Source organism: Kosakonia cowanii JCM 10956 = DSM 18146 (assembly GCF_001975225.1).
GTDB classification, from domain to species: Bacteria; Pseudomonadota; Gammaproteobacteria; order Enterobacterales; family Enterobacteriaceae; genus Kosakonia; species Kosakonia cowanii.
Window position 1 is genome coordinate 1,303,866 of sequence record NZ_CP019445.1, and the last position, 21,565, is coordinate 1,325,430.

Consider the following 21,565-nt stretch of genomic DNA (forward strand, 5'->3'; position numbering starts at 1 on the left):
CAGCACTCACGCCCGCGGGTGGTGCTGTTGATGAAGCTTGCGCAGCCGCTCGGTGGCGACATGCGTATAAATTTGCGTTGTCGAGAGATCCTGATGCCCCAGCAGCATCTGCACCACGCGCAGATCCGCGCCGTGGTTGAGCAAATGCGTGGCAAAAGCATGGCGCAGGACGTGGGGCGAGAGCTTTTCGCTGTCGATCCCGGCAAGCACCGCATAGTGCTTGATGCGATGCCAGAAGGTCTGGCGTGTCATCTGTTGCCCACGCTGGCTAGGAAAAAGCACATCAATAGAAGCACCGTTAAGCAGCCACGGACGCCCATATTCAAGATAGTGCTCAACCCAGTAGATCGCCTCTTCGCCCAGCGGCACCAGGCGCTCTTTGTTGCCTTTACCGATAACCCGCAGCACGCCCTGGCGCAGGCTGATATCGCTCATCGTCAACCCCACCAGCTCCGTCACGCGAAGACCGGTCGCATACAACACCTCAAGCATGGCTTTATCGCGTAACTCCAGCGGTTGGTCAACTACCGGCGCCTGTAACAACCGTCCAACCTGCGTTTCGCTTAAGTCTTTCGGCAGGCGCTGCGGCAGCTTAGGGGAGGCCAGCTGGGCGCTCGGGTCATCCTGGCGCAGCTTTTCGCGGTAGAGATACTGGAAAAAACGCCGCACGGCGCTCAGCAGACGCGCCGAACTCGTGGCTTTATAGCCCCCTTCGACGCGTTCGGCGAGCAGTGCCTGCAGCTCATCGCTCTGCGCGCGCTCCAGGCTGCTGCCCCGATGATGAAGCCACTCCACGACGCCCTTCAGATCGCGACGATAGGCGCTGAGGGTATTTTCCGCCAGGTTGTTCTCCAGCCAGAGCGCATCAAGAAATTGTTCGATACGTGCGAGATCTTCTTCCATCCGCCCTCTCCTTCTCTCAATCGCTGCATTATGCCTGATTGAGACCTGATTCTGGTACACTGCGTGCAAAGACACATCAAGAACCGAGATGTTTACGTTATGAATATTGGTCTGTTTTATGGTTCCAGCACCTGCTACACCGAAATGGCGGCGGAGAAAATTCGCGACATTATCGGGCCGGAACTGGTCACGCTACACAACCTGAAAGACAATGCTCCCGCCCTGATGGAGCAGTACGATGCGCTGATCCTCGGCATTCCGACCTGGGATTTTGGCGAACTGCAGGAAGACTGGGAGGCCGTCTGGGAGACGCTCGACACGCTCAACCTTGATGGCAAAATTGTGGCGCTCTACGGTATGGGCGACCAGCTCGGCTACGGCGAATGGTTCCTCGACGCGCTGGGCATGCTGCATGACAAGCTGGCACCGAAAGGCGTTAGCTTCGTCGGCTACTGGCCAACCGAAGGCTACGAGTTTACCAGCAACAAACCGGTTATTGCCGACGGGCAGCTTTTTGTCGGCCTGGCGCTGGATGAAACCAACCAGTATGACCTGAGCGACGCGCGCCTCGAAGCCTGGTGCGAGCAGATCCTGACGGAGATGGCAGAGCGCTTCGCCTGATCCCTGCGACGTTGCCTTTAGTGCAGCCCCTGCGCCGGTTTTTGTAAAATCATCCGGCGCAGATCGCGCCACTCCTGCGCATCCATACTGTCTGATGCCAGCCAGAGATGCTGCCGACGCCCATCTTCCTCGCGACGCAAACGCAGCATCATCCCGCTACGCAGCATCCAGGGCGTACCGACAATATCCCACTCTTCACCCTGCCAGCGCAGGCGGGAATCCATCAGCAACTTAATCTCGCCATGACAGGCGTTGATGCGCCGTTGGCTCCGTACGGAGTCAAACACCACCAGCGAAAGCAGCAGCAGCCATACCGGCGTGTAGCTCAGCGGCCAGGGCATCAGCAAGATGAGTGCGGCTACGAATCCATGGAGCAGTAAGGAGAGCCACTGTGCGCGCCAGGAGACGCGTAACTCAGATTGCCACAGGACCACGATCCCGATTCCGTGTCTGGATTAACTGCACCATTCTTTGCAACTCCGCATCCTGTGGCTTGCCGTGGTTCATAAGCCAGTTAAATAAATCGGGATCGTCATTTTCCAGCAGGCGGACAAAGAGACGCTTGTCATCATCGCTTAGCGAATCGTACTCATGTTCGAAAAAAGGCATGATGGAAATATCGAGCTCGCGCATTCCGCGACGGCACGCCCAGTGAATACGGGCCTTGTTAGTAATATCCATGTGTATCTCCCTGTTCGGCATGATGGGCACATTGTAACGTGTTTTTAATATATCTTTTGCGGAATATTTCACTGCTCGCGCTGGCTTCCAGAATAATTCGCCTTCTCTGCAACGATTTCATTCCGCTGCGTAATATCTCGCAAGGCCATCACAATGGCACAAATCGCATGCTTTATCGCTTGCAATGGACACCGGCTCTTTTACCATTAACACCCAACACAGCGTTAAGCTAATCAGGACATTAATATGGCTTTTACTCCTTTTCCTCCGCGCCAGCCGACCGCTTCTTCACGTCTGCCGCTGACGCTTATGACGCTCGATGACTGGGCGCTGGCAACCATTACCGGGGCCGATAGCGAGAAGTATCTGCAGGGCCAGGTGACGGCAGATGTCTCGACACTGGCGGCCAATCAGCATCTGCTGGCGGCGCACTGTGATTCTAAAGGCAAAATGTGGAGCAATATGCGGTTGTTCCACGATAAAGAGGGCTTCGCGTGGCTGTTGCGCCGCAGCGTGCGTGAAACCCAGCTGCGCGAACTGAAAAAATATGCCGTCTTCTCCAAAGTCACTATCGCTGCGGACGACGAGCGCGTTCTGCTTGGTGTGGCCGGTTTCCAGGCGCGGGCCGCGCTGGCGAATCTCTTCTCCACCCTGCCGGAGAGCGAAAATCAGGTCGTGCAGGAGGGTGAAACCACGCTGCTGTGGTTTGCTCACCCCGCTGAACGCTTCCTGTTAGTGACCGATGCCGCCACGGCCGAAATGGTCACGGAGAAGCTGCGCGGCGAAGCCCAGCTCAATAACAGCCAGCAGTGGCTGGCACTGAATATCGAAGCGGGTCTGCCGGTCATTGACGAAGCGAATGTCGCGCAGTTTATTCCGCAGGCGACCAACCTGCAGGCGCTGGGCGGCATCAGCTTTAAAAAAGGGTGCTATACCGGCCAGGAGATGGTGGCGCGAGCGAAATTCCGCGGGGCCAATAAACGCGCGCTGTGGTACCTGGCAGGCACCGCCAGCCGCGTTCCGGAAGCGGGAGAAGATCTCGAACGTAAAATGGGCGACAACTGGCGTCGTACCGGCACCGTACTGGCTGCCACACAGCTGGATGATGGCCGCGTGATTGTTCAGGTGGTGATGAATAATGACATGGAGCCGGACAGCGTGTTCCGCGTGCGCGAGGATGCTAATACGTTGAGCATTGAGCCGCTACCCTACTCACTTGAAGAGTAAGCGCCTTTGAGCCGGGCAAGGCATCTGCCCGCCCGGCTACTACGCGGGTTTAAATCTGGCCGACGTAAAGATAGATCGCCAGGAAGTGGCAGACGCTGCCGCCAAGGACAAAGCCGTGCCAGATGGCGTGGTTGTAGGGAATACGTTTACAGACGTAAAAGATAACGCCAAGCGAGTAGATCAGGCCGCCCACGGCAAGCAGCGTGATGCCGCCCGGTGAGAGACGCATGGCAAGCTCGTAAATCACCACCAGCGAGAGCCACCCCATCGCCAGGTAGGTGACCAGTGACAGCACCTTAAAGCGGTGCGCGATCGTCAGCTTAAACAGGATGCCCAGCAGCGCAAGGCCCCAGATCACCACCATCAGCCCGCGTGCCAGCGGTGAATCCAGGCCGACCAGCAGAAACGGCGTGTAGGTACCCGCAATCAGCAGGTAGATGGCGCAATGGTCGAACTTCTTCAGCCATATTTTGGCGCGGGGATGCGGAATGGCGTGATAGAGCGTCGAGGCCAGAAACAGCAGGATCATGCTGCCGCCGTACAGCGCATAGCTGGTGATGGCAAGCGTGCTGGCATGGGTGTCAACTGCCTGCCCCAGCAGCAGCACCAGCCCGACAATCCCGAACACCAGACCAATACCGTGGCTGATGCTGTTGGCAATCTCCTCTGCCAGTGTATATCCCTGTGCGATTAATGGTTTTTTGACCATAGGTAACTCCAGGAGAACTCAAAAACGTTGTGCTACTAGTTGCGTTACTAGAGTAACTGAGAATAATTCCAGTGCACACCTGTACGCTAAAATATTTCGCATATGAATATGTCACTGCCTGAGGATCCGCTAAAAGTCGGGGCGCGCGAGCCGCAGTTGTGGCAGCATGAGGCACATTTGCAGGCAGGCCCGCTAAGGGCTGGCTACATTATCAGCAGCAAAGGACACCGCCGTGACGATGTTTACCCACTCCGCTATCGCCAGCCTCAACACCCTGGAGATGATGGTCTACCACTTTGTGGTCAAAAATCGCGACAAAGTAATGTACATGACGATCCGCGAACTGGCCGACGCGGCGGGCGTCTCGACCACCACGGTGCTGCGCTTTTGCCGCAAGCTTAACTGCGAGGGGTATTCGGAGTTTCGCGTGCGCTTTAAATTGTATCTGGAGCAGAACGAGCCGCCGCAGGCTAATTTCGGTGCCAGCGAAGTGATCAGCTTTTTTAAAAGCGTTAATAATGACGAATTCGATAAATTACTCGATAGCACCGTCGACATCATATTATCCTCCGAGCGTATTATCTTCGTCGGAGCGGGCACTTCAGGAGCGCTGGCGAAATATGGCGCACGATTCTTCTCAAATATTGGCAAATTCAGTAACCATATCGACGACCCCTATTTCCCGGTGACCAATGACATGGCGAAAAACGCGCTGGCGATTGTGCTCTCTGTCTCCGGCGAAACTGAGGAGATCCTGCGTTTTGCCAGCCAGTTCAGCCTGCATCACTGCAAAGTTCTCTCGATTACCAGCCATGAACATTCACGCCTGGCGAAACTCGCGGATTACAATATCTCCTGGCACGTGCCGCAAATGCGTATTTCCGGCGGGTACGATATTACGACGCAAATTCCAGTGGTCTATATTCTCGAGTCGCTGGGCCGTAAACTGGCGAAGAAAATAGCATAAAAAAACAGGATGTTTTTTCGGTGTAACAAATTACCGCAGCGGCAATTTGTTATATCGTGACATTCATTTCCCCTTTGCTAGACTCGTTGACAGCTAATATGACGAGAAGAGCAACGATGAAAAAATTGACCTTACCGAAAGATTTCTTGTGGGGCGGCGCCGTTGCCGCGCATCAGGTAGAAGGCGGCTGGAATAAAGGCGGCAAAGGCCCGAGCATCTGCGACGTGCTGACCGGCGGCGCACACGGCGTCCCGCGTGAAATCACGTCGCAAGTGGAAGCGGGAAAATACTACCCAAACCATGAGGCCGTCGATTTTCATGGTCATTACAAAGAGGACATCAAACTCTTTGCCGAGATGGGCTTCAAATGTTTCCGAACCTCAATTGCCTGGACCCGCATCTTCCCGCAGGGCGATGAGTTGCAGCCCAATGAAGAGGGTCTGAAGTTCTACGACGATGTGTTCGATGAGCTGCTGAAGTACAACATCGAGCCGGTCATTACCCTCTCTCACTTTGAGATGCCGCTGCACCTGGTGCAGGAGTACGGCGGCTGGACCAACCGTAAAGTGGTTGATTTCTTTGTGCGTTTCGCCGAAGTGGTGTTTGAGCGCTACAAGAACAAGGTCAAATACTGGATGACCTTCAACGAGATCAACAACCAGCGCAACTGGCGCGCGCCGCTGTTTGGCTACTGCTGCTCCGGCGTGGTCTATACCGACCACGAGAACCCGGAAGAGACCATGTACCAGGTGCTGCATCACCAGTTTGTTGCCAGCGCGATGGCGGTGAAAATTGGTCACCGCATTAACCCGTCGATGCAGATTGGCTGCATGCTGGCGATGGTGCCGCTCTATCCCTTCTCCTGTAAGCCTGAAGATGTGATGTATGCGCAGGAATCAATGCGCGAGCGTTATGTCTTTACCGATGTGCAGCTGCGCGGTTACTACCCCTCCTACGTACTTAACGAGTGGGAGCGTCGCGGCTTTACCATCAACATGGAAGCTGGCGATGAAGCGATCCTGCGCGAAGGGTGCTGCGACTATCTGGGCTTCAGTTACTACATGACCAATGCGGTAAAAGCTGAAGGAGGTTCGGGTGATGCGCTCTCCGGTTTCCAGGGCAGTGTGCCGAACCCGCATGTGAAAGCCTCCGACTGGGGCTGGCAGATTGACCCGGTTGGCCTGCGCTACGCCCTTTGCGAGCTGTATGAGCGCTACCAGAAGCCGCTGTTTATCGTTGAAAACGGCTTCGGCGCGTACGACAAAGTCGAAGAGGATGGCAGCATTAACGATGATTACCGCATCGATTATCTGCGCGCGCACGTGAAAGAGATGGTCGAAGCCGTCACCTATGATGGCGTGGATCTGATGGGTTACACCCCGTGGGGCTGCATTGACTGCGTCTCCTTCACCACCGGCCAGTACAGCAAGCGCTACGGCTTTATCTACGTGAACAAGCATGACGACGGCTCCGGCGATATGTCGCGCTCACGCAAGAAGAGCTTTAACTGGTACAAAGAAGTGATCGCCAGCAACGGCGAGAACGTGTGATCTATTGAAGCGTTGCCGGATGGCGGCTACGCCTTATCCGGCCTGGGACGGGTTTGCACCACGCCTGGCGTTGCCGGATGGCGGCTGCGCCTTATCCGGCCTACAACGGATTGCACCACGCTTGAGGCGTTGCGCTGTATTCGATTTGTAGGCCTGATAAGCGAAGCGCCATCAGGCATAAAAACGCTACTTTCCTCCGGCCAGATCGATAAAGCTTCCTGTCACATAGGAGGCTCTATCGCTTAACAGCCAGGCAATCGCCTGCGCCACCTCTTCCGGCTGACCGCCGCGCTGCATCGGAATCGCGCTGCTGACGCGATCGACACGTCCCGGCTCGCCGCCGCTGGCATGCATCTCCGTATAGATAAACCCCGGACGCACGCCGTTTACGCGGATGCCGCTTGCCGCGACCTCCAGCGACAGACCGGTGGTTAACGTATCCACCGCCCCTTTTGACGCCGCATAATCAACATACTCTCCCGGCGAGCCAAGCCTTGCCGCTGCTGACGAAACATTCACAATCGCGCCGCCCTGCCCACCATGCTGCGTCGACATGCGCTTTACCGCTTCGCGACAGCAGAGGAAATAGCCCGTCACATTGGTCGCCAGCACCTGGTTGATGCGTGCCGCGCTCAGCGCCTCTACCCGGCTCTGCTGAAACAGAATACCGGCGTTATTGACCAGCGCGGTCAGCGGCAGCCCCTCTTCGTCAATACGCGCAAACATCGCTTCAACCTGACTTTCATTGCTGATATCCGCCTGCACGGCAAACGCCTTGCCGCCCCGGGCCAGGATCTCTGCCACCACCTCATCGGCGGCGTCGCGCTGGCGATGATAATTGACTGCCACGGTGTAGCCCTCTTGCGCCAGAAACCGCGCGGTGGCTCGACCAATTCCCCGGCTTGCGCCGCTCACTAAGGCAATTGCCATCATCTTCTCCCAAATAGAAAGGGCGCCGAAGCGCCCTTAAAAGATAGCGGAATCAATCGATTATTGATATTCGCTCATCGGTACGCAGGAGCAGAAGAGATTCCGGTCGCCATAAACATCATCCAGGCGTTTCACGGTTGGCCAGTATTTGTTGACTGCGTCCGCCGGGAAAACCGCCAGCTCGCGGCTGTAGGCGTGGTTCCACTCATTCACCAGTTCATGCTGGGTGTGCGGCGCATTGACCAGCGGGTTATCCTCCAGCGTCCATTCGCCCTGTTTCACGCGCTCAATCTCAGCGCGGATCGCCAGCATCGCATCGATAAAACGATCCAGTTCGACTTTGCTTTCAGATTCCGTCGGTTCAACCATCAGCGTACCGGCAACCGGGAAGGACATGGTCGGCGCATGGAATCCGTAGTCAATCAGGCGCTTGGCGATATCCAGCTCGCTGATGCCGGTCTCCTCTTTCAGCGGGCGAATATCGAGAATGCACTCATGCGCCACGCGTCCATCACGGCCGGTGTAGAGCACCGGGAAGGCCTCTTTCAGGCGGCTGGCGATATAGTTGGCGTTGAGGATCGCCACCTGGCTCGCCTTTTTCAGACCTTCGGCGCCCATCATGCGGATATACATCCAACTGATCGGCAGGATCGACGCACTGCCAAACGGTGCGGCGGAAACTGCGCCCTGACGCGTCAGCATGCCTTCAATTTGCACCACGCTGTGGCCCGGAACAAACGGTGCCAGATGCGCTTTGACGCCAATCGGCCCCATGCCAGGACCACCGCCGCCATGCGGGATACAGAAAGTTTTATGCAGGTTGAGGTGCGACACATCCGCGCCGATAAAGCCCGGCGAGGTGATGCCAACCTGCGCATTCATGTTCGCGCCATCAAGGTAAACCTGGCCGCCAAACTGATGCACCACTTCGCACACTTCGCGGATCGTCTCTTCATAGACGCCGTGCGTTGATGGGTAGGTGACCATAATACAGGAGAGGTTCTCTCCCGCCTGCTCCGCTTTCGCGCGCAGATCGCCCAGATCGATGTTGCCATTCTTATCGCAGGCTACGACCACCACCTGCATACCCGCCATCTGCGCCGAAGCAGGGTTGGTACCATGGGCAGAGCTTGGGATCAGGCAGATATCGCGATGCCCTTCATTGCGGCTTTCGTGATAGTGGCGGATCGCCAGCAGACCAGCGTATTCCCCCTGCGCGCCGGAGTTCGGCTGCATACAGAGCGCATCGTAACCGGTCAGTTTCACCAGCCAGTCGGAGAGTTGCGCAATCATCTGGTGATAACCTTCCGCCTGCTCCGGCGGGCAGAACGGGTGCAGTTCCGCAAATTCCGGCCAGGTGATGGGGATCATCTCCGCTGCGGCGTTAAGCTTCATGGTGCAGGAGCCGAGCGGGATCATCGCCTGGTTGAGCGCCAGATCTTTGCGCTCAAGCGAATGCATATAGCGCATCATCTCGGTTTCGCTGTGGTAGCGATTGAACACCGGGTGGGTAAGGATCGCATCCTCGCGCACCATCTCAGCCGGCAGAGAGCGGCTGTCGAGGGCAACCTCTTTATCCAGCGCGTCGATCTCAAGGCCATGTGCGTCGCCGAGCAGAACGCTGAACAGCGCCAGCACATCGTCGCGGGTAGTGGTTTCATCCAGCGTGATGCCTACGGCGTTAAGAATGTCGCTGCGCAGGTTGATCTCATGGGCTTCCGCACGCGCCAGCACCGCGGCTTTATCCGCTACTTCAACGCAGAGCGTGTCGAAGTAGTGCGCGTGACGCAGTTTCAGACCACCGCGCTGCAGGCCAGCAGCGAGAATGTCGGTCAGGCGATGGATACGCCCGGCAATGCGTTTCAGCCCTTCCGGGCCGTGGAACACCGCATAGAGGCTGGCGATATTGGCCAGCAGCACCTGCGAAGTACAAATATTGGAGTTAGCTTTCTCGCGGCGAATATGCTGCTCGCGGGTCTGCATCGCCATGCGCAGCGCCGTGTTACCTGCCGCATCTTTGGAGACGCCGATAATGCGCCCCGGCATCGAGCGTTTAAATTCATCTTTCGCGGCAAAGAAGGCGGCATGCGGGCCGCCGTAGCCCATCGGCACGCCGAAACGCTGCGCGGAGCCGAAAACAATATCTGCACCCTGCTTGCCCGGCGCGGTCAGGTGCACCAGCGCCATCAGGTCGGCGGCAACGCTGACCACGATTTTGCGTGATTTTAACTCGGCAATCAGCGCGCTGTAGTTGTGCACTTCGCCGGTGGTGCCCACCTGCTGAAGCAGCACGCCAAAGAGATCCTGGTGATCGAGCGCTTTCTCTGCCTCATCGACAATCACCTCAAAGCCGAAGGTTTCGGCACGGGTGCGCACCACATCCAGCGTTTGCGGATGGACGTCGGCTGCGACGAAGAAGCGGTTCGCGCCTTTCAGTTTGCTGACGCGTTTTGCCATCGCCATCGCTTCAGCGGCGGCGGTCGCTTCATCCAGCAGCGAAGCGGAGGCGATATCGAGGCCGGTCAGATCGAGCGTGACCTGCTGGAAATTGAGCAGGGATTCAAGACGCCCCTGCGACACTTCCGGCTGATAAGGGGTGTAAGCGGTGTACCAGCCCGGATTCTCCAGCATATTACGCAGGATCACCGGCGGCAGCTGCACGGCGGTGTAACCCATGCCAATGTAAGACTTAAAGCGCTTGTTACGACGGGCCAGGGTTTTCAGTTCAGCGAGCGCGGCATATTCGGTGGTGGACTCCCCCACCTGCGGCGGTGCGGCGAGCTGAATATCTTTCGGCACGATCTGCCCGATCAGCGCGTCGAGCGATTCTGCGCCAACGCTGTTCAGCATCTCCTGCTGTTGCGTGGTGTCCGGGCCAATATGCCTGCCGATAAACGAGGCGTGATGTTCAAGCTGGCTTAAAGTCTGAGTCATGAGCGAGGATTCCTGAAACGTGCGGTAATAGATAAAACGAAGATCTGGCTTGCCGGAAAGCGCGACGCTTCACCGGCCTGTTGAGGGACGTAAAGGTTGGCCGGAGACGCATCGCGCCATCCGGCACACCATTATTCGTCTTCTAACAGGGCGCTATAGCCGGTTGCGTCTAACAGCGCTTCGACTTCCGCCTCATCGTTGGCCTTGATTTTGAAGATCCAGCCTTCGCCATACGGCGCGCTGTTCACCAGCTCCGGCGAATCATTCAGGCTGTCGTTGACCGCAACGATTTCACCGCCGATGGGAGCATAAATATCGGATGCCGCTTTTACCGACTCCGCCACGGCGCAGTCGTCGCCAGCGCTAACGGTGGTGCCGACGTCCGGCAGGTCTACAAACACCATATCGCCCAGCAGCTCTTGCGCATGCTCGGTGATACCAACGGTGTAGCTACCGTCCGCTTCTTTACGCAGCCACTCGTGTTCTTTGCTGTATTTCAGATCGCCAGGTACATTGCTCATTGCTTTCTCTCCAGAAAAATAACGTTACGCGACCGCTTTACCGGCGCGCACAAAAACAGGTTTGGTCACTTTGACCGGCATTTCGCGGTTGCGGATCTGCACCACGGCCGTTTCGCCGATCCCTGCCGGAACGCGGGCCAGCGCAATGCTGTAGCCAAGCGTCGGCGAGAAGGTGCCGCTGGTGATCACCCCTTTCTGCACATTGCCCTGCGCATCGGTGAAGTGCACCGGCAGTTCATTACGCAGTACGCCTTTTTCGGTCATTACCAGGCCAACCAGCTGTTCGGTGCCTTTTTCGCGCTGCTGCTCAAGGGCATCACGTCCGATAAAGTCGCGATCCTGCGGCTCCCAGGCGATGGTCCAGCCCATGTTGGCCGCCAGCGGCGAAACGCCTTCATCCATCTCCTGGCCGTAGAGGTTCATGCCCGCTTCCAGGCGCAGCGTATCGCGCGCGCCGAGCCCGCAGGGTTTTACGCCCGCATTCAGCAAGCCTTGCCAGAAGTCAGCGGCTTTTTCATTCGGCAGGGCAATTTCATACCCGGCTTCACCGGTGTAACCGGTGGTGGCAATAAAGAGGTCGCCCGCTTCCACGCCGAAGAAGGGTTTCATGCCAGAGACCGCTTCGCGCTGCGCGTCGGTAAACAGGCTGGCGGCTTTCTCCTGCGCATGCGGGCCCTGCACCGCGATCAGCGAGAGATCGTCGCGCACGGTGATGTCGATGCTATAAGGTTCGGCGTGTTGGGAAATCCAGGAGAGGTCTTTTTCGCGGGTGGCGGAGTTAACAACGAGGCGGAAGAAATCTTCGGTGAAGTAGTAGACGATCAAATCATCAATCACGCCGCCCGAGGCATTAAGCATACCGCTGTAGAGCGCTTTGCCGGGCTTAGTCAACTTCGCGACATCGTTTGCCAGCAAATAGCGCAGAAATTCGCGCGTCCGGCTGCCTTTCAGGTCAACGATGGTCATGTGTGAAACATCAAACATGCCGGCGTCGGTGCGCACCGCGTGGTGCTCATCAAGCTGCGAGCCGTAATGCAGTGGCATCATCCAGCCGTGGAAGTCGACCATGCGGGCGCCGCATTGAGTATGTTGTTCAAATAAAGGGGTCTGCTGAGCCATCTTTTCCTCATCGAATACGCTGAGCTATCACGTTTTTCGCAGCGCCTTTCCGGCGGCAAAAAAGCGTGTCGATGCCCTGTTACAGGCGGTGACGCAAACGTTCTCTTTGGCCTGAACTTATCACCGAAAGGTGCGCTTAACCATAAGGAAAAACCGGTCATCACATTAGCTTATGACCAAAACGCGCTGAGATAACCGCAGTGGAATATAGCGAAAAATCCCTGCCACACGCGGATAAGAGGTCACTTCTGCGCGCTTATTGGGCAGGTAATTAGCATTTACTGCCAGTTAAAAGCAAAAAAGCGCGTAAGCCAAAATTAACGACATGAGAAAAACTAATCTGAGAATGGGGGTGAAATTAGAATATTTCAAATGAGAGGAGAGCTTCCCTTCCCGGGGCCGGGAAGGGAAAGTGTGACGCAGTTAACGTAACCACTCCGGCAGATGGTTAAGCCCTAAAGCCTGACGCAATAACTGCGGTTTAACGCCGGGAAGCGTATCAGCCAGTTTCAGCCCGATATCACGCAGCAGCTTTTTCGCCGGATTCGCACCGGCAAACAGTTCGCGGAAACCCTGCATGCTCGCCAGCATCATCGCGGCGCTATGTTTACGGCTGCGCTCGTAGCGGCGCAGGTAGAGATGCTGACCGATATCTTTGCCGTCGCGGCTTAAGCGCCGCAACTCAGCAATCAGCTCAGCCACATCCATAAAGCCGAGGTTAACGCCCTGGCCAGCTAAAGGATGGATGGTGTGCGCCGCATCGCCCACCAGCGCTAACCGATGCCCGGCAAACTGCCGTGCGTAGCGCCCGGTTAACGGGTAAGTCTGGCGTTCGCTCTCAAGCTCGCACAGCCCGAGGCGGTTATCGAAGGCCACGGTCAATGCCTGGTTGAACGCCTCAGCGCTGCTCTCCTGCATCGCCTTCGCCTGCTCTGGCGGCAGCGACCAGACGATCGAGCATAAATGCGGATCGTTCAGCGGCAGAAACGCGAGGATGCCATCATTATGGAAAACCTGGCGCGCGACAGCCAGGTGCGGCTCGGCGGTGCGGATCGTCGCCACCAGCGCGTGGTGGTGATAATCCCAGTAGGTGAGCGGAATATCCGCGCGGTTGCGCAGCCACGAATTAGCGCCGTCAGCACCCACTACCAGACGCGCCGTCAGCATAGTGCCCTCTTTCAGGGTCAGGAACGCTTCGTTCTCCCCCCAGGCGACCTGCTGCAACTCCGCTGGCGCAATCAGCGTGACATCTTTGCACTGCTGCGCCTGCTCCCACAGCGCGTGGTGAATGCGCGTGTTCTCAATGATGTAGCCCAGATGGCTGTAACCCATGCTTAGATCGTCAAAGGAGATGCGCCCGAAGCTGTCTTTCTCCCACACTTCCATGCCGTGATAGCAGCCGACCGGCCCGGCAACGATGTTTGACCAGACGCCGAGATGGGTCAGCAATTTTTCACTGGCGGCGTTAATCGCCGAGACGCGTAGCGCCGGAGGGGCATCCGCGGCCTGCGGCTCAGGAACCGTTTGTTCCAGCACCGCCACGCGCAGCCCGCTCCCTTGCAGGCCGCAGGCTAATGCCAGACCCACCATGCCGCCGCCGACAATCGCAACATCAACACTCTGCACTCTTAGCTCCTTAACGGGCGACCCAACCGAGGGTTCGTTGCGCCAGCGCATCACGCGCCGGGGTAAATAGTTCCATCGCCATCAACCCGAGGTTGCGCCCAACGAACAGCGGCGCCCAGCGGTTGGCGAAGAGATGCACCAGCCCATCCGTCACGCCGATGGTGGCAGCTTTATCTGCCTGCCGACGCTGGTTATAACGCAGCAACAGCGGATAGCTTCCCACATCACTCTGTTCGATAAAGGCGTGAGAAAGGGTTTCCGCCAGCGTCATCACATCGCGCATGCCAAGGTTGAAGCCCTGCCCTGCAATCGGATGCAGCGTCTGCGCGGCATTGCCGACCAGCACGGCGCGATGGGAAACAGATGAGCTGGCAGTGGAGAGCGCTAGCGGGTAGACGCTGCGCTTCCCGGTATGCAGGATGCGGCCAAGACGCCAGCCGAAGGCTTTTTGCAACTCCTCGCAAAACTGTTCGTCTGACCAGCTCGCCACCTGCTGCTGTTTTTCACGCGGGTGACACCACACCAGCGAAGAGCGCCCCTGCGACATCGGCAGCATCGCCAGCGGGCCATGTTCAGTAAAGCGCTCAAAGGCGCGCCCCTGATGGGCAACAGAAGTGGTGACATTGGCAATCACCGCCGCCTGGTCATAAGGCGACTGCTGCCAGTCGATATTGAGCTGCCCGGCAATCGATGAGCGCGAGCCGTCTGCCGCCACCAGCAGTTCGCCGGTAAGCTGCTTGCCGCTTTGCAGCGTCACCGTCACCTGCTCTTCACTGCGGGTAAAGCGATCGACGCGATCCGGGCAGTGAAGCGTGACGCCCGGCGCGTTTTGCAGCCGCTTAAAGAGCCGCAGCCCGACATCGTGCAGCTCAACCACATGGCCTAACGCCTCAAGCCGGTACTCTTCCGCCGTCAGCGTTACGAAACCGGCATGACCGCGATCGCTGACGTGTACGGTTGAGATGGGTGTTGCGCAGGAGGCAAGCGCCTGCCAGACGCCGATGTGCGCCAGCTGCTGGCAGGTGCCTGCCGCCAGCGCGATAGCTCGCGCGTCAAAACCGGGGTGATCCTGCGCGCCGGGCGCGTTGGCTTCCACCAGATGAACGGCAAGCTTGCCCTGTGTCAGATGTGAAATCGCCAGCGCAAGGGTTGCGCCAGCCATGCCGCCGCCAACGATGATCACGCTCATGCGCGCGCCTTCGCCATCAGCGCTTCAATCTCATCGGCTTTTTTGACTACGCTGGCAGTCAGGTTCTCGTTGCCGTTGTCGGTGATGACAATGTCATCTTCGATGCGAATGCCGATACCGCGATACTTCTCCGGCACGTCGGCGTCCGGTGCGATGTAAAGCCCCGGCTCAACGGTGAGCACCATGCCGGGCGCCAGCTCGCGGGAGCGATCCTGGCCATAAACGCCGACATCATGCACATCCAGCCCCAGCCAGTGGCTTAAACCATGCATAAAGAAGGCGCGGTGAGCGCTTTGTGCAACCAGCTCTTCAACGTCGCCCTGCAGAATGCCGAGCTTCACCAGCCCGCTCACCATGATGCGCACCACTTCGCCGGTCACTTCCTGAATTGAGGTGCCGGGGCGGAACAGTTCAAGCGCGCGTTCCAGCGAGGCGAGCACAATGTCGTAAATCTCACGCTGCGCCGGGGTAAATTTGCCGCTGACCGGGAAGGTGCGGGTGATATCCCCGGCATAGCCTTTGTATTCGCAGCCCGCGTCAATCAGCACCAGATCGCCCGCGCGCATTTCGCTTTCGTTCTCGGTGTAGTGCAGGATGCAGCCGTTTTCGCCGGCGCCCACAATGGTGTTGTAGGAGGGAAAGCGCGCGCCGTGGCGGTTGAACTCATGCTGAATTTCGCCTTCCAGCTGATACTCAAACATACCCGGGCGGCACACCTGCATCGCACGGGTGTGGGCCAGCGCGGAAATTTCGCCCGCGCGGCGCAGCACGTCAATCTCTTCAGCGGATTTAAACAGGCGCATCTCATGCACGATGGGCCGCCAGTCGGTCAGCGTGGCGGGCGCTTTCAGATTCTGGCGCGAGCCTTTGCGCAGCTTGTCGAGCGCGGCAAAGAGGATGGTGTCCGCATAAGCGTATTCGCCCTGCGCGTGATAGACCGCATCGAGGCCATTGAGCAACTGATAGAGATGCTCGTCAATTTCCGGGAACGCCAGCGCGCGATCGACGCCGAGCTTCTCCGGCGCGGCCTCCTGGCCCAGGCGGCGACCAAACCAGATTTCAGCGGTTTTGTCGCGCACGCGGTTGAAGAGCACGCTGTGGTTGTGGGTGTCATCGCTTTTGATCAGCACCAGCACCGCTTCCGGCTCGTTAAAACCGGTGAAATACCAGAAATCGCTGTTCTGGCGATAGGGGTATTCACTGTCTGCGCTGCGGGTCGCTTCCGGCGCGGCAAAGATCAACGCCGCGCTACCCGGAACCATCTGTGCCAGTAAAGCCTGGCGACGACGGAGAAACTCAAGCTGTGTCATGACACCTCCTCCATGTAAAAAACTAATTAGTGTAGTGTGGGCTTGCGCACTTCCGGTGCGGTCGGCTGCTGGCGCGTGAAGGTATCGTGGCAGAGCAGCGCCGCAACGCGGACATACTCGATAATCTCTTCCAGAGACATCTCCAGCTCTTCCTGATCTTCGTCTTCGTCGTAGCCCAGCTGCGCAATGTTGCGCAGGTCATCAATCGCTTCGCCGGTTTCACCGGTCACTTTGTCGAGCTTCGGCTGCGAGACGCCCAGCCCCAGCAGGAAGTGATTCACCCAGCCTGCCAGCGCATCGGCGCGGTCGAAGACGCTGACGTCGTCGCCTTCCGGCAGGTAGAGCTGAAAGAGAAAGCCGTCATCTTCCAGCGAATCGCTGGTGGCGGCATGCATTGCACGCAGCGCCTGGGCCAACTCGTGACCGAAGGCCAACCCTTCGTTGGTTAAATCATGCAGCAGCGGCTGCCATGAGGTGTCTTTGTTGCCGCCGCAGAGCATCCCCGCGATCAGCCCATGCATTTCAGCAGGATGCAATCCAACGCCTTGTTGGTTGAGTAACTGGCCTACTTCCTTGTAACCAGGTATTTCGTTCTGTATAGACATGCGCATTCGTCGTCGTTGGGGGAAATATTCATGGTATGCTACCACTTTGGACCCTGGTGATATACCCGTGATGGTTCACGTTACATGCCATTGCATGTACGCGGATTACTTAAGGTATAGACGTAAAATAGTTGAAAGTACTGACCAGGGTCGCTTATAGTGTCGCCCCTTCGCAGCCCAGGGCTCGAATGCGAAGGCAGAGCGCAGTCAAACAGCAGGAAGGTGGCATGTCTGCACAACCCGTCGATATCCAAATTTTTGGCCGTTCACTCCGCGTGAACTGCCCGCCTGAGCAGATAGATGCGCTGAATCAGGCTGCGGAAGATCTGAATCAGCGGTTGCAAGATCTGAAGGTTCGCACTAGAGTCACAAATACTGAGCAGTTGGTGTTTATCGCCGCGCTGAATATCAGCTACGAGCTTGCTCAGGAAAAGGCAAAAACCCGTGATTACGCCGCCAGCATGGAGCAGCGTATTAAGATGTTACAGCAGACCATTGAACAGGCTTTACTTGATCAGGGTCGCATAACGGAAAGACCGGGGCCGAAGTTTGAATAATACTTCAAGGTCAACTATGGTAGATTGACAGTGAAGTTAAAAAATTCTCTGAGATGTTTGCAAGCGGGCCAGTCCCCTGAGCCGATATTTCATACCAACAGAGTGTGGCGATCCATGGTTGGTGAGCATGCTCGGTCCGTCCGAGAAGCCTTAAAATCATGACGACACATTCACCTTGAACCAAGGGTTCAAGGGTTACAGCCTGCGGCGGCATCTCGGAGATTCCCCTCTTCTACCAGTAACGACCATGACGCAACTGCCCGATTCACTTCCGTCACGACAAGCAATTCGCAAACAGATTCGTCAACGCCGACGAGAAATCACCAGCGCCCAGCAGCGCCAATTCGCTGAACAAGCCGCACTGCGCATGCTGGCCTGGCCTCCTGTTGTCATGGCACACAGCGTTGCCCTGTTTCTCTCCTTTGACGGCGAGCTCGATACACAACCGCTGATCGAACAACTGTGGCGAAGCGGCAAACGCGTTTACCTTCCCGTATTACACCCTTTCAGCCCCGGCAATCTGCTCTTTTTGCACTACCATCCGCGCAGCGAACTGGTGACCAATCGTCTGAAAATTCAGGAGCCGAAACTGGATGTGCGTGATGTGCTTCCCCTGAGCCAGCTCGATGTGCTGATCACGCCGTTAGTCGCCTTTGATGAACAGGGGCAGCGCCTCGGCATGGGCGGCGGGTTCTACGACAGAACGCTGCAAAACTGGCGCGCGTATGGCGTGCAGCCGGTTGGTTATGCCCATGATTGCCAGCGCGTAGAGACGTTGCCTGTAGAGGAGTGGGATATTCCGCTGCCTGCGGTGATCACGCCGTCAACGGTGTGGGAGTGGTAAGCGTTTGTTCCCCTCCCGGACGGGAGAGGAACAGCTAACGCAACTTAGAACAGCAGACGGGAACGAATGGTGCCCGGAATCGCTTTCATGCTCTGTAGCGCGGTCTGCGCAACCTCTTCTTCCGCTTCGATATCAACCACTACATAGCCCATATGCGGCGTAGTTTGCAGATACTGCGCCGCAATGTTGATGTTCTGGCTGGCAAAAATCTGGTTAAGCGCCGTTAGCACGCCAGGACGGTTTTCATGGATATGCAGCAGACGACGACCGCCGTGCAACGGCAGAGAAACTTCCGGGAAGTTTACCGCCGAGAGCGTTGAGCCGTTATCGGAGTACTTAATCAGCTTACCGGCAACTTCCAGGCCGATATTCTCCTGCGCTTCCTGCGTTGAACCACCGATGTGCGGCGTCAGGATAACGTTATCAAACTCGCAGAGCGGCGAGTCGAACGGATCGCTGTTGGTCGCCGGTTCGGTCGGGAAGACGTCAATCGCTGCGCCCGCCAGGTGCTTACGCTTCAGGGCATCGCACAGCGCCGGGATATCAACCACAGTGCCGCGTGCCGCGTTGATCAGCAGTGCGCCCGGCTTCATCAGCGCCAGCTCCTCTTCGCCAATCATATTTTTCGTTGAGGCGTTTTCCGGCACGTGCAGGCTGACCACGTCGCTCATGTTCAGCAGATCGGAGAGATGCTGCACCTGGGTGGCGTTGCCGAGCGGCAGTTTGTTCTCGATATCGTAGAAGAAGACGTTCATCCCCAGCGATTCAGCAAGAATACCAAGCTGCGTGCCAATGTGGCCGTAGCCAATGATGCCGAGCTTTTTGCCGCGCGCTTCATAGGAGCCAACCGCCAGCTTGTTCCAGATACCGCGGTGCGCTTTGGCGTTCGCTTCCGGAATGCCGCGCATCAACAGCAGCAGTTCGCCGATCACTAACTCCGCAACGGAACGGGTATTGGAGAAGGGGGCGTTAAAGACTGGTACACCGCGTTTGGCCGCGGCTTCCAGGTTCACCTGGTTGGTGCCGATACAGAAACAGCCGATGGCGACCAGTTTTTCCGCCGCGGCGATGACATCTTCAGTCAGTTGAGTACGGGATCGCAGGCCAATGAAGTGGGCGTCGCGGATGGACTCTTTCAACTGCTCGCTGTCCAGTGCGCCCTTGTGGAATTCGATGTTGTTATAACCCGCCGCGCGGAGGCTTTCGACCGCTTTCTGGTGCACCCCTTCGACGAGCAGAAATTTAATCTTGTCTTTCTCCAGTGATACCTTTGCCATTTACCCGACCCTGTTTTATGTCTGACTGTGATGTTGTGCGGAGGAAAACCGCGTTAGCCAACATATCAAAAAAAACTATCGCGGCAATATGAACGTTTGCGTCGCCGCTCTGAAGAAATGTCATCCAGCGGGAAATGGCAGAGAAAAATGCTGGAAAAGCAGAAGCTCGCGGCAGGGATGCGAGATGAAGGGGAAAAACGTGACAGATATCACCGAATTTAACGATGTCAGATTTTTACCGGGAGACCGCTGCCTCCCGGTCAGATCATTTCACGATGGTTTTGACGCCATCCGGGGTGCCGATCAGCGCCACGTCAGCCCCGCGATTCGCGAATAAGCCCACCGTGACCACACCGGGAATATTGTTGATGGTGTTCTCCATCGCGATGGGATCGAGAATTTCCAGACCATAGACATCAAGGATGACGTTGCCGTTATCCGTCACCACATTCTGGCGATACTCCGGGCGACCGCCCAGCTTGACCAGCGTTCGCGCGACCGCACTGCGCGCCATCGGGATCACCTCAACCGGTAACGGGAATTTACCGAGGATCGGCACCTGCTTTGAGGCATCTGCGATACAGATAAACTTATCCGCGACTGAAGCAATGATCTTCTCGCGGGTCAGCGCCGCGCCGCCGCCTTTTATCATCTGCATCTGGTCGTTAATCTCATCCGCGCCGTCAACGTAGATCCCCAGGCGATCGACCGCGTTAAGATCGAAAACGGTGATGCCCAAGCTTTTCAGCTTCTCGGTGGAAGCATCCGAGCTGGAAACCGCACCCTCAATCTGCCCTTTCATGGTACCCAGCGCATCAATAAAGTGTGCCGCGGTGGAGCCGGTCCCTACGCCGACGATGGTGCCGGGTTCAACATAATGAAGTGCTGCCCAGCCCACTGCTTTTTTGAGTTCATCCTGCGTCATGGTCGTTCGCCTGTGGTGTGAAATTTCAGGCGCATTATAAATAGGCTCTGCCGAAAAGTCCCTGTGACCTGTGTCACAATACTCGACAACCATTTTCGTCTGCCACGACGGGAAATTTATGTCATAGTGCGAAAGACTATTTTTCAGGAGATTGCCCGAGCAATGAAACGTCCGGATTACAGAACACTACAGGCACTTGATGCAGTCATTCGTGAGCGTGGGTTTGAGCGTGCTGCGCAAAAGCTCTGTATTACTCAATCCGCCGTGTCACAGCGTATCAAGCAACTGGAGAACATGTTCGGGCAGCCATTGCTGGTGCGTACCGTACCGCCGCGCCCCACCGAGCAAGGGCAAAAGCTGCTGGCGCTGTTGCGCCAGGTTGAGCTGCTGGAAGAGGAGTGGCTGGGCGACGAGCAAACCGGTTCTACGCCGCTGCTGCTGTCGCTTGCGGTCAACGCCGACAGTCTGGCAACATGGCTGCTGCCCGCGCTGGCGCCGGTGCTGGTCGACTCCCCGATTCGCCTCAATTTGCAGGTGGAAGATGAAACCCGCACCCAGGAGCGTCTGCGTCGCGGTGAAGTGGTTGGCGCGGTGAGTATTCAGCCTCAGGCGCTGCCAAGCTGCCTGGTGGATAAACTGGGCGCGCTCGATTACCTGTTTGTCGGCTCAAAAGAGTTTGCCGAACGCTACTTCCCCAACGGCGTGACGCGTTCCGCGCTGCTGAAAGCGCCTGCGGTGGCGTTTGACCATCTCGACGATATGCATCAGGCCTTTTTGCAGCAATATTTCGATCTGCCGCCCGGCAGCGTTCCCTGCCATATCGTTAACTCATCGGAAGCCTTTGTGCAGCTGGCGCGCCAGGGAACGACATGCTGCATGATCCCACATCTGCAAATCGAAAAAGAGCTGGCGAGCGGTGAGCTTATCGACCTGACGCCGGGCCTGCTGCAGCGCCGTATGCTCTACTGGCACCGCTTTGCGCCGGAAAGCCGGATGATGCGCAACGTCACCGATGCGCTGCTGGCGTTCGGTCATCGGGTACTGCGACAGGATTAAGAGAGACCCTCTCC

General features: G+C 57.2%; 21 protein-coding genes and 1 other RNA gene. 8 read left to right on the forward strand and 14 right to left on the reverse strand.

The genetic code is table 11. The annotated features are described in order from the left end of the window. Positions 1 to 6: 6 nt before the first annotated feature. Complete coding sequence (gene xerD, locus BWI95_RS06085; RefSeq protein WP_023480693.1) at positions 7 to 903, reverse strand: site-specific tyrosine recombinase XerD; 897 nt, start codon at positions 901 to 903, stop codon at positions 7 to 9. 99 nt (positions 904 to 1,002) lie between these two features. Here xerD and fldB point away from each other — a divergent pair, with 99 nt between their 5' ends. Then, positions 1,003 to 1,524, forward strand: a complete 522-nt coding sequence (gene fldB / locus BWI95_RS06090; RefSeq protein WP_054803577.1) for a flavodoxin FldB — start codon at positions 1,003 to 1,005, stop codon at positions 1,522 to 1,524. Positions 1,525 to 1,541: 17 nt separating this feature from the next. Here fldB and BWI95_RS06095 read toward each other — a convergent pair whose 3' ends face one another. Beyond that, on the reverse strand, positions 1,542 to 1,958 hold the full coding sequence (locus BWI95_RS06095) for a protein YgfX (protein WP_054803578.1): 417 nt from the start codon (positions 1,956 to 1,958) through the stop codon (positions 1,542 to 1,544). Further along, positions 1,939 to 2,205 carry an FAD assembly factor SdhE gene (gene sdhE, locus BWI95_RS06100; protein ID WP_023480982.1) on the reverse strand — a complete coding sequence of 89 codons (267 nt, stop codon included), beginning with the start codon at positions 2,203 to 2,205 and terminating at the stop codon, positions 1,939 to 1,941. Before sdhE ends, BWI95_RS06095 begins: the two co-directional genes overlap by 20 nt. Before the next feature lie 246 nt (positions 2,206 to 2,451). On the opposite strand from sdhE, the gene ygfZ reads away from it, so the two are divergent. Continuing rightward, complete coding sequence (gene ygfZ, locus BWI95_RS06105; RefSeq protein ID WP_054803579.1) at positions 2,452 to 3,432, forward strand: tRNA-modifying protein YgfZ; 981 nt, start codon at positions 2,452 to 2,454, stop codon at positions 3,430 to 3,432. A 49-nt stretch (positions 3,433 to 3,481) separates the two neighbouring features. On the opposite strand, the gene trhA is transcribed toward ygfZ, so the two are convergent. Beyond that, positions 3,482 to 4,141 carry a PAQR family membrane homeostasis protein TrhA gene (gene trhA, locus BWI95_RS06110; protein WP_076769172.1) on the reverse strand — a complete coding sequence of 220 codons (660 nt, stop codon included), beginning with the start codon at positions 4,139 to 4,141 and terminating at the stop codon, positions 3,482 to 3,484. A 238-nt stretch (positions 4,142 to 4,379) separates the two neighbouring features. On the opposite strand from trhA, the gene BWI95_RS06115 reads away from it, so the two are divergent. Both BWI95_RS06115 and BWI95_RS06120 read left to right on the forward strand, forming a co-directional pair. Continuing rightward, positions 4,380 to 5,108 (forward strand): MurR/RpiR family transcriptional regulator, encoded by a 729-nt coding sequence (locus tag BWI95_RS06115; RefSeq protein ID WP_076769173.1) that lies wholly within the window; start codon positions 4,380 to 4,382, stop codon positions 5,106 to 5,108. A gap of 116 nt (positions 5,109 to 5,224) precedes the next feature. Next, positions 5,225 to 6,658 carry a 6-phospho-beta-glucosidase gene (locus BWI95_RS06120; RefSeq protein ID WP_076769174.1) on the forward strand — a complete coding sequence of 478 codons (1,434 nt, stop codon included), beginning with the start codon at positions 5,225 to 5,227 and terminating at the stop codon, positions 6,656 to 6,658. Positions 6,659 to 6,844: 186 nt separating this feature from the next. Here BWI95_RS06120 and BWI95_RS06125 read toward each other — a convergent pair whose 3' ends face one another. The 8 genes from BWI95_RS06125 to BWI95_RS06160 all read right to left on the reverse strand — a co-directional run bounded on the left by BWI95_RS06125 (position 6,845) and on the right by BWI95_RS06160 (position 16,892). Continuing rightward, on the reverse strand, positions 6,845 to 7,588 hold the full coding sequence (locus tag BWI95_RS06125; protein WP_076769175.1) for an SDR family oxidoreductase: 744 nt from the start codon (positions 7,586 to 7,588) through the stop codon (positions 6,845 to 6,847). Between the two features lie 60 nt (positions 7,589 to 7,648). Then, positions 7,649 to 10,522, reverse strand: coding sequence for an aminomethyl-transferring glycine dehydrogenase (gcvP, locus tag BWI95_RS06130; RefSeq protein ID WP_076769176.1), 2,874 nt, complete (start codon positions 10,520 to 10,522; stop codon positions 7,649 to 7,651). Between the two features lie 131 nt (positions 10,523 to 10,653). Then, positions 10,654 to 11,043 carry a glycine cleavage system protein GcvH gene (gcvH, locus tag BWI95_RS06135; RefSeq protein ID WP_023481002.1) on the reverse strand — a complete coding sequence of 130 codons (390 nt, stop codon included), beginning with the start codon at positions 11,041 to 11,043 and terminating at the stop codon, positions 10,654 to 10,656. 24 nt (positions 11,044 to 11,067) lie between these two features. Then, a complete protein-coding gene (gene gcvT / locus BWI95_RS06140; protein ID WP_042718311.1) occupies positions 11,068 to 12,162 on the reverse strand; it encodes a glycine cleavage system aminomethyltransferase GcvT in 1,095 nt (364 codons plus the stop codon). A 423-nt stretch (positions 12,163 to 12,585) separates the two neighbouring features. Beyond that, positions 12,586 to 13,788, reverse strand: a complete 1,203-nt coding sequence (gene ubiI, locus BWI95_RS06145; RefSeq protein WP_076769177.1) for an FAD-dependent 2-octaprenylphenol hydroxylase — start codon at positions 13,786 to 13,788, stop codon at positions 12,586 to 12,588. A gap of 10 nt (positions 13,789 to 13,798) precedes the next feature. Further along, a complete protein-coding gene (gene ubiH / locus BWI95_RS06150) occupies positions 13,799 to 14,977 on the reverse strand; it encodes a 2-octaprenyl-6-methoxyphenyl hydroxylase (RefSeq protein WP_054803582.1) in 1,179 nt (392 codons plus the stop codon). Next, a complete protein-coding gene (pepP, locus tag BWI95_RS06155) occupies positions 14,974 to 16,287 on the reverse strand; it encodes a Xaa-Pro aminopeptidase (protein WP_076769178.1) in 1,314 nt (437 codons plus the stop codon). The genes ubiH and pepP overlap by 4 nt, the downstream gene beginning before the upstream one ends. 26 nt (positions 16,288 to 16,313) lie before the next feature. Next, on the reverse strand, positions 16,314 to 16,892 hold the full coding sequence (locus BWI95_RS06160) for a YecA/YgfB family protein (protein ID WP_023480800.1): 579 nt from the start codon (positions 16,890 to 16,892) through the stop codon (positions 16,314 to 16,316). A 227-nt stretch (positions 16,893 to 17,119) separates the two neighbouring features. Here BWI95_RS06160 and zapA point away from each other — a divergent pair, with 227 nt between their 5' ends. From zapA to BWI95_RS06175, 3 genes are all read left to right on the forward strand, one after another. Further along, positions 17,120 to 17,449 carry a cell division protein ZapA gene (gene zapA, locus BWI95_RS06165; RefSeq protein ID WP_023480874.1) on the forward strand — a complete coding sequence of 110 codons (330 nt, stop codon included), beginning with the start codon at positions 17,120 to 17,122 and terminating at the stop codon, positions 17,447 to 17,449. Positions 17,450 to 17,491: 42 nt separating this feature from the next. Then, positions 17,492 to 17,675, forward strand: a non-coding RNA gene (ssrS, locus tag BWI95_RS06170) — 6S RNA. A gap of 21 nt (positions 17,676 to 17,696) precedes the next feature. Beyond that, positions 17,697 to 18,293, forward strand: a complete 597-nt coding sequence (locus BWI95_RS06175; protein WP_054803584.1) for a 5-formyltetrahydrofolate cyclo-ligase — start codon at positions 17,697 to 17,699, stop codon at positions 18,291 to 18,293. Positions 18,294 to 18,337: 44 nt separating this feature from the next. Here BWI95_RS06175 and serA read toward each other — a convergent pair whose 3' ends face one another. Both serA and rpiA read right to left on the reverse strand, forming a co-directional pair. After that, positions 18,338 to 19,570, reverse strand: a complete 1,233-nt coding sequence (gene serA / locus BWI95_RS06180) for a phosphoglycerate dehydrogenase (protein ID WP_076769179.1) — start codon at positions 19,568 to 19,570, stop codon at positions 18,338 to 18,340. Positions 19,571 to 19,835: 265 nt separating this feature from the next. Continuing rightward, complete coding sequence (gene rpiA, locus BWI95_RS06190; protein WP_023480899.1) at positions 19,836 to 20,495, reverse strand: ribose-5-phosphate isomerase RpiA; 660 nt, start codon at positions 20,493 to 20,495, stop codon at positions 19,836 to 19,838. Positions 20,496 to 20,657: 162 nt separating this feature from the next. Here rpiA and argP point away from each other — a divergent pair, with 162 nt between their 5' ends. After that, positions 20,658 to 21,551 (forward strand): DNA-binding transcriptional regulator ArgP, encoded by an 894-nt coding sequence (argP, locus tag BWI95_RS06195; RefSeq protein WP_023480875.1) that lies wholly within the window; start codon positions 20,658 to 20,660, stop codon positions 21,549 to 21,551. Positions 21,552 to 21,565: the final 14 nt, after the last annotated feature.

Bases quoted from the DNA above. Each gene is read 5' to 3' on its own strand.
- gcvP (WP_076769176.1), bottom strand. From the start codon at position 10,522: ATGACTCAGACTTTAAGCCAGCTTGAACATCACGCCTCGTTTATCGGC.
- argP (WP_023480875.1), top strand. From the start codon at position 20,658: ATGAAACGTCCGGATTACAGAACACTACAGGCACTTGATGCAGTCATT.
- trhA (WP_076769172.1), bottom strand. From the start codon at position 4,141: ATGGTCAAAAAACCATTAATCGCACAGGGATATACACTGGCAGAGGAG.
- serA (WP_076769179.1), bottom strand. From the start codon at position 19,570: ATGGCAAAGGTATCACTGGAGAAAGACAAGATTAAATTTCTGCTCGTC.
- zapA (WP_023480874.1), top strand. From the start codon at position 17,120: ATGTCTGCACAACCCGTCGATATCCAAATTTTTGGCCGTTCACTCCGC.
- sdhE (WP_023480982.1), bottom strand. From the start codon at position 2,205: ATGGATATTACTAACAAGGCCCGTATTCACTGGGCGTGCCGTCGCGGA.
- BWI95_RS06175 (WP_054803584.1), top strand. From the start codon at position 17,697: ATGACGCAACTGCCCGATTCACTTCCGTCACGACAAGCAATTCGCAAA.
- BWI95_RS06120 (WP_076769174.1), top strand. From the start codon at position 5,225: ATGAAAAAATTGACCTTACCGAAAGATTTCTTGTGGGGCGGCGCCGTT.
- gcvT (WP_042718311.1), bottom strand. From the start codon at position 12,162: ATGGCTCAGCAGACCCCTTTATTTGAACAACATACTCAATGCGGCGCC.
- pepP (WP_076769178.1), bottom strand. From the start codon at position 16,287: ATGACACAGCTTGAGTTTCTCCGTCGTCGCCAGGCTTTACTGGCACAG.
- gcvH (WP_023481002.1), bottom strand. From the start codon at position 11,043: ATGAGCAATGTACCTGGCGATCTGAAATACAGCAAAGAACACGAGTGG.
- BWI95_RS06160 (WP_023480800.1), bottom strand. From the start codon at position 16,892: ATGTCTATACAGAACGAAATACCTGGTTACAAGGAAGTAGGCCAGTTA.
- xerD (WP_023480693.1), bottom strand. From the start codon at position 903: ATGGAAGAAGATCTCGCACGTATCGAACAATTTCTTGATGCGCTCTGG.
- ygfZ (WP_054803579.1), top strand. From the start codon at position 2,452: ATGGCTTTTACTCCTTTTCCTCCGCGCCAGCCGACCGCTTCTTCACGT.
- ubiH (WP_054803582.1), bottom strand. From the start codon at position 14,977: ATGAGCGTGATCATCGTTGGCGGCGGCATGGCTGGCGCAACCCTTGCG.
- fldB (WP_054803577.1), top strand. From the start codon at position 1,003: ATGAATATTGGTCTGTTTTATGGTTCCAGCACCTGCTACACCGAAATG.
- rpiA (WP_023480899.1), bottom strand. From the start codon at position 20,495: ATGACGCAGGATGAACTCAAAAAAGCAGTGGGCTGGGCAGCACTTCAT.
- BWI95_RS06125 (WP_076769175.1), bottom strand. From the start codon at position 7,588: ATGGCAATTGCCTTAGTGAGCGGCGCAAGCCGGGGAATTGGTCGAGCC.
- BWI95_RS06115 (WP_076769173.1), top strand. From the start codon at position 4,380: ATGTTTACCCACTCCGCTATCGCCAGCCTCAACACCCTGGAGATGATG.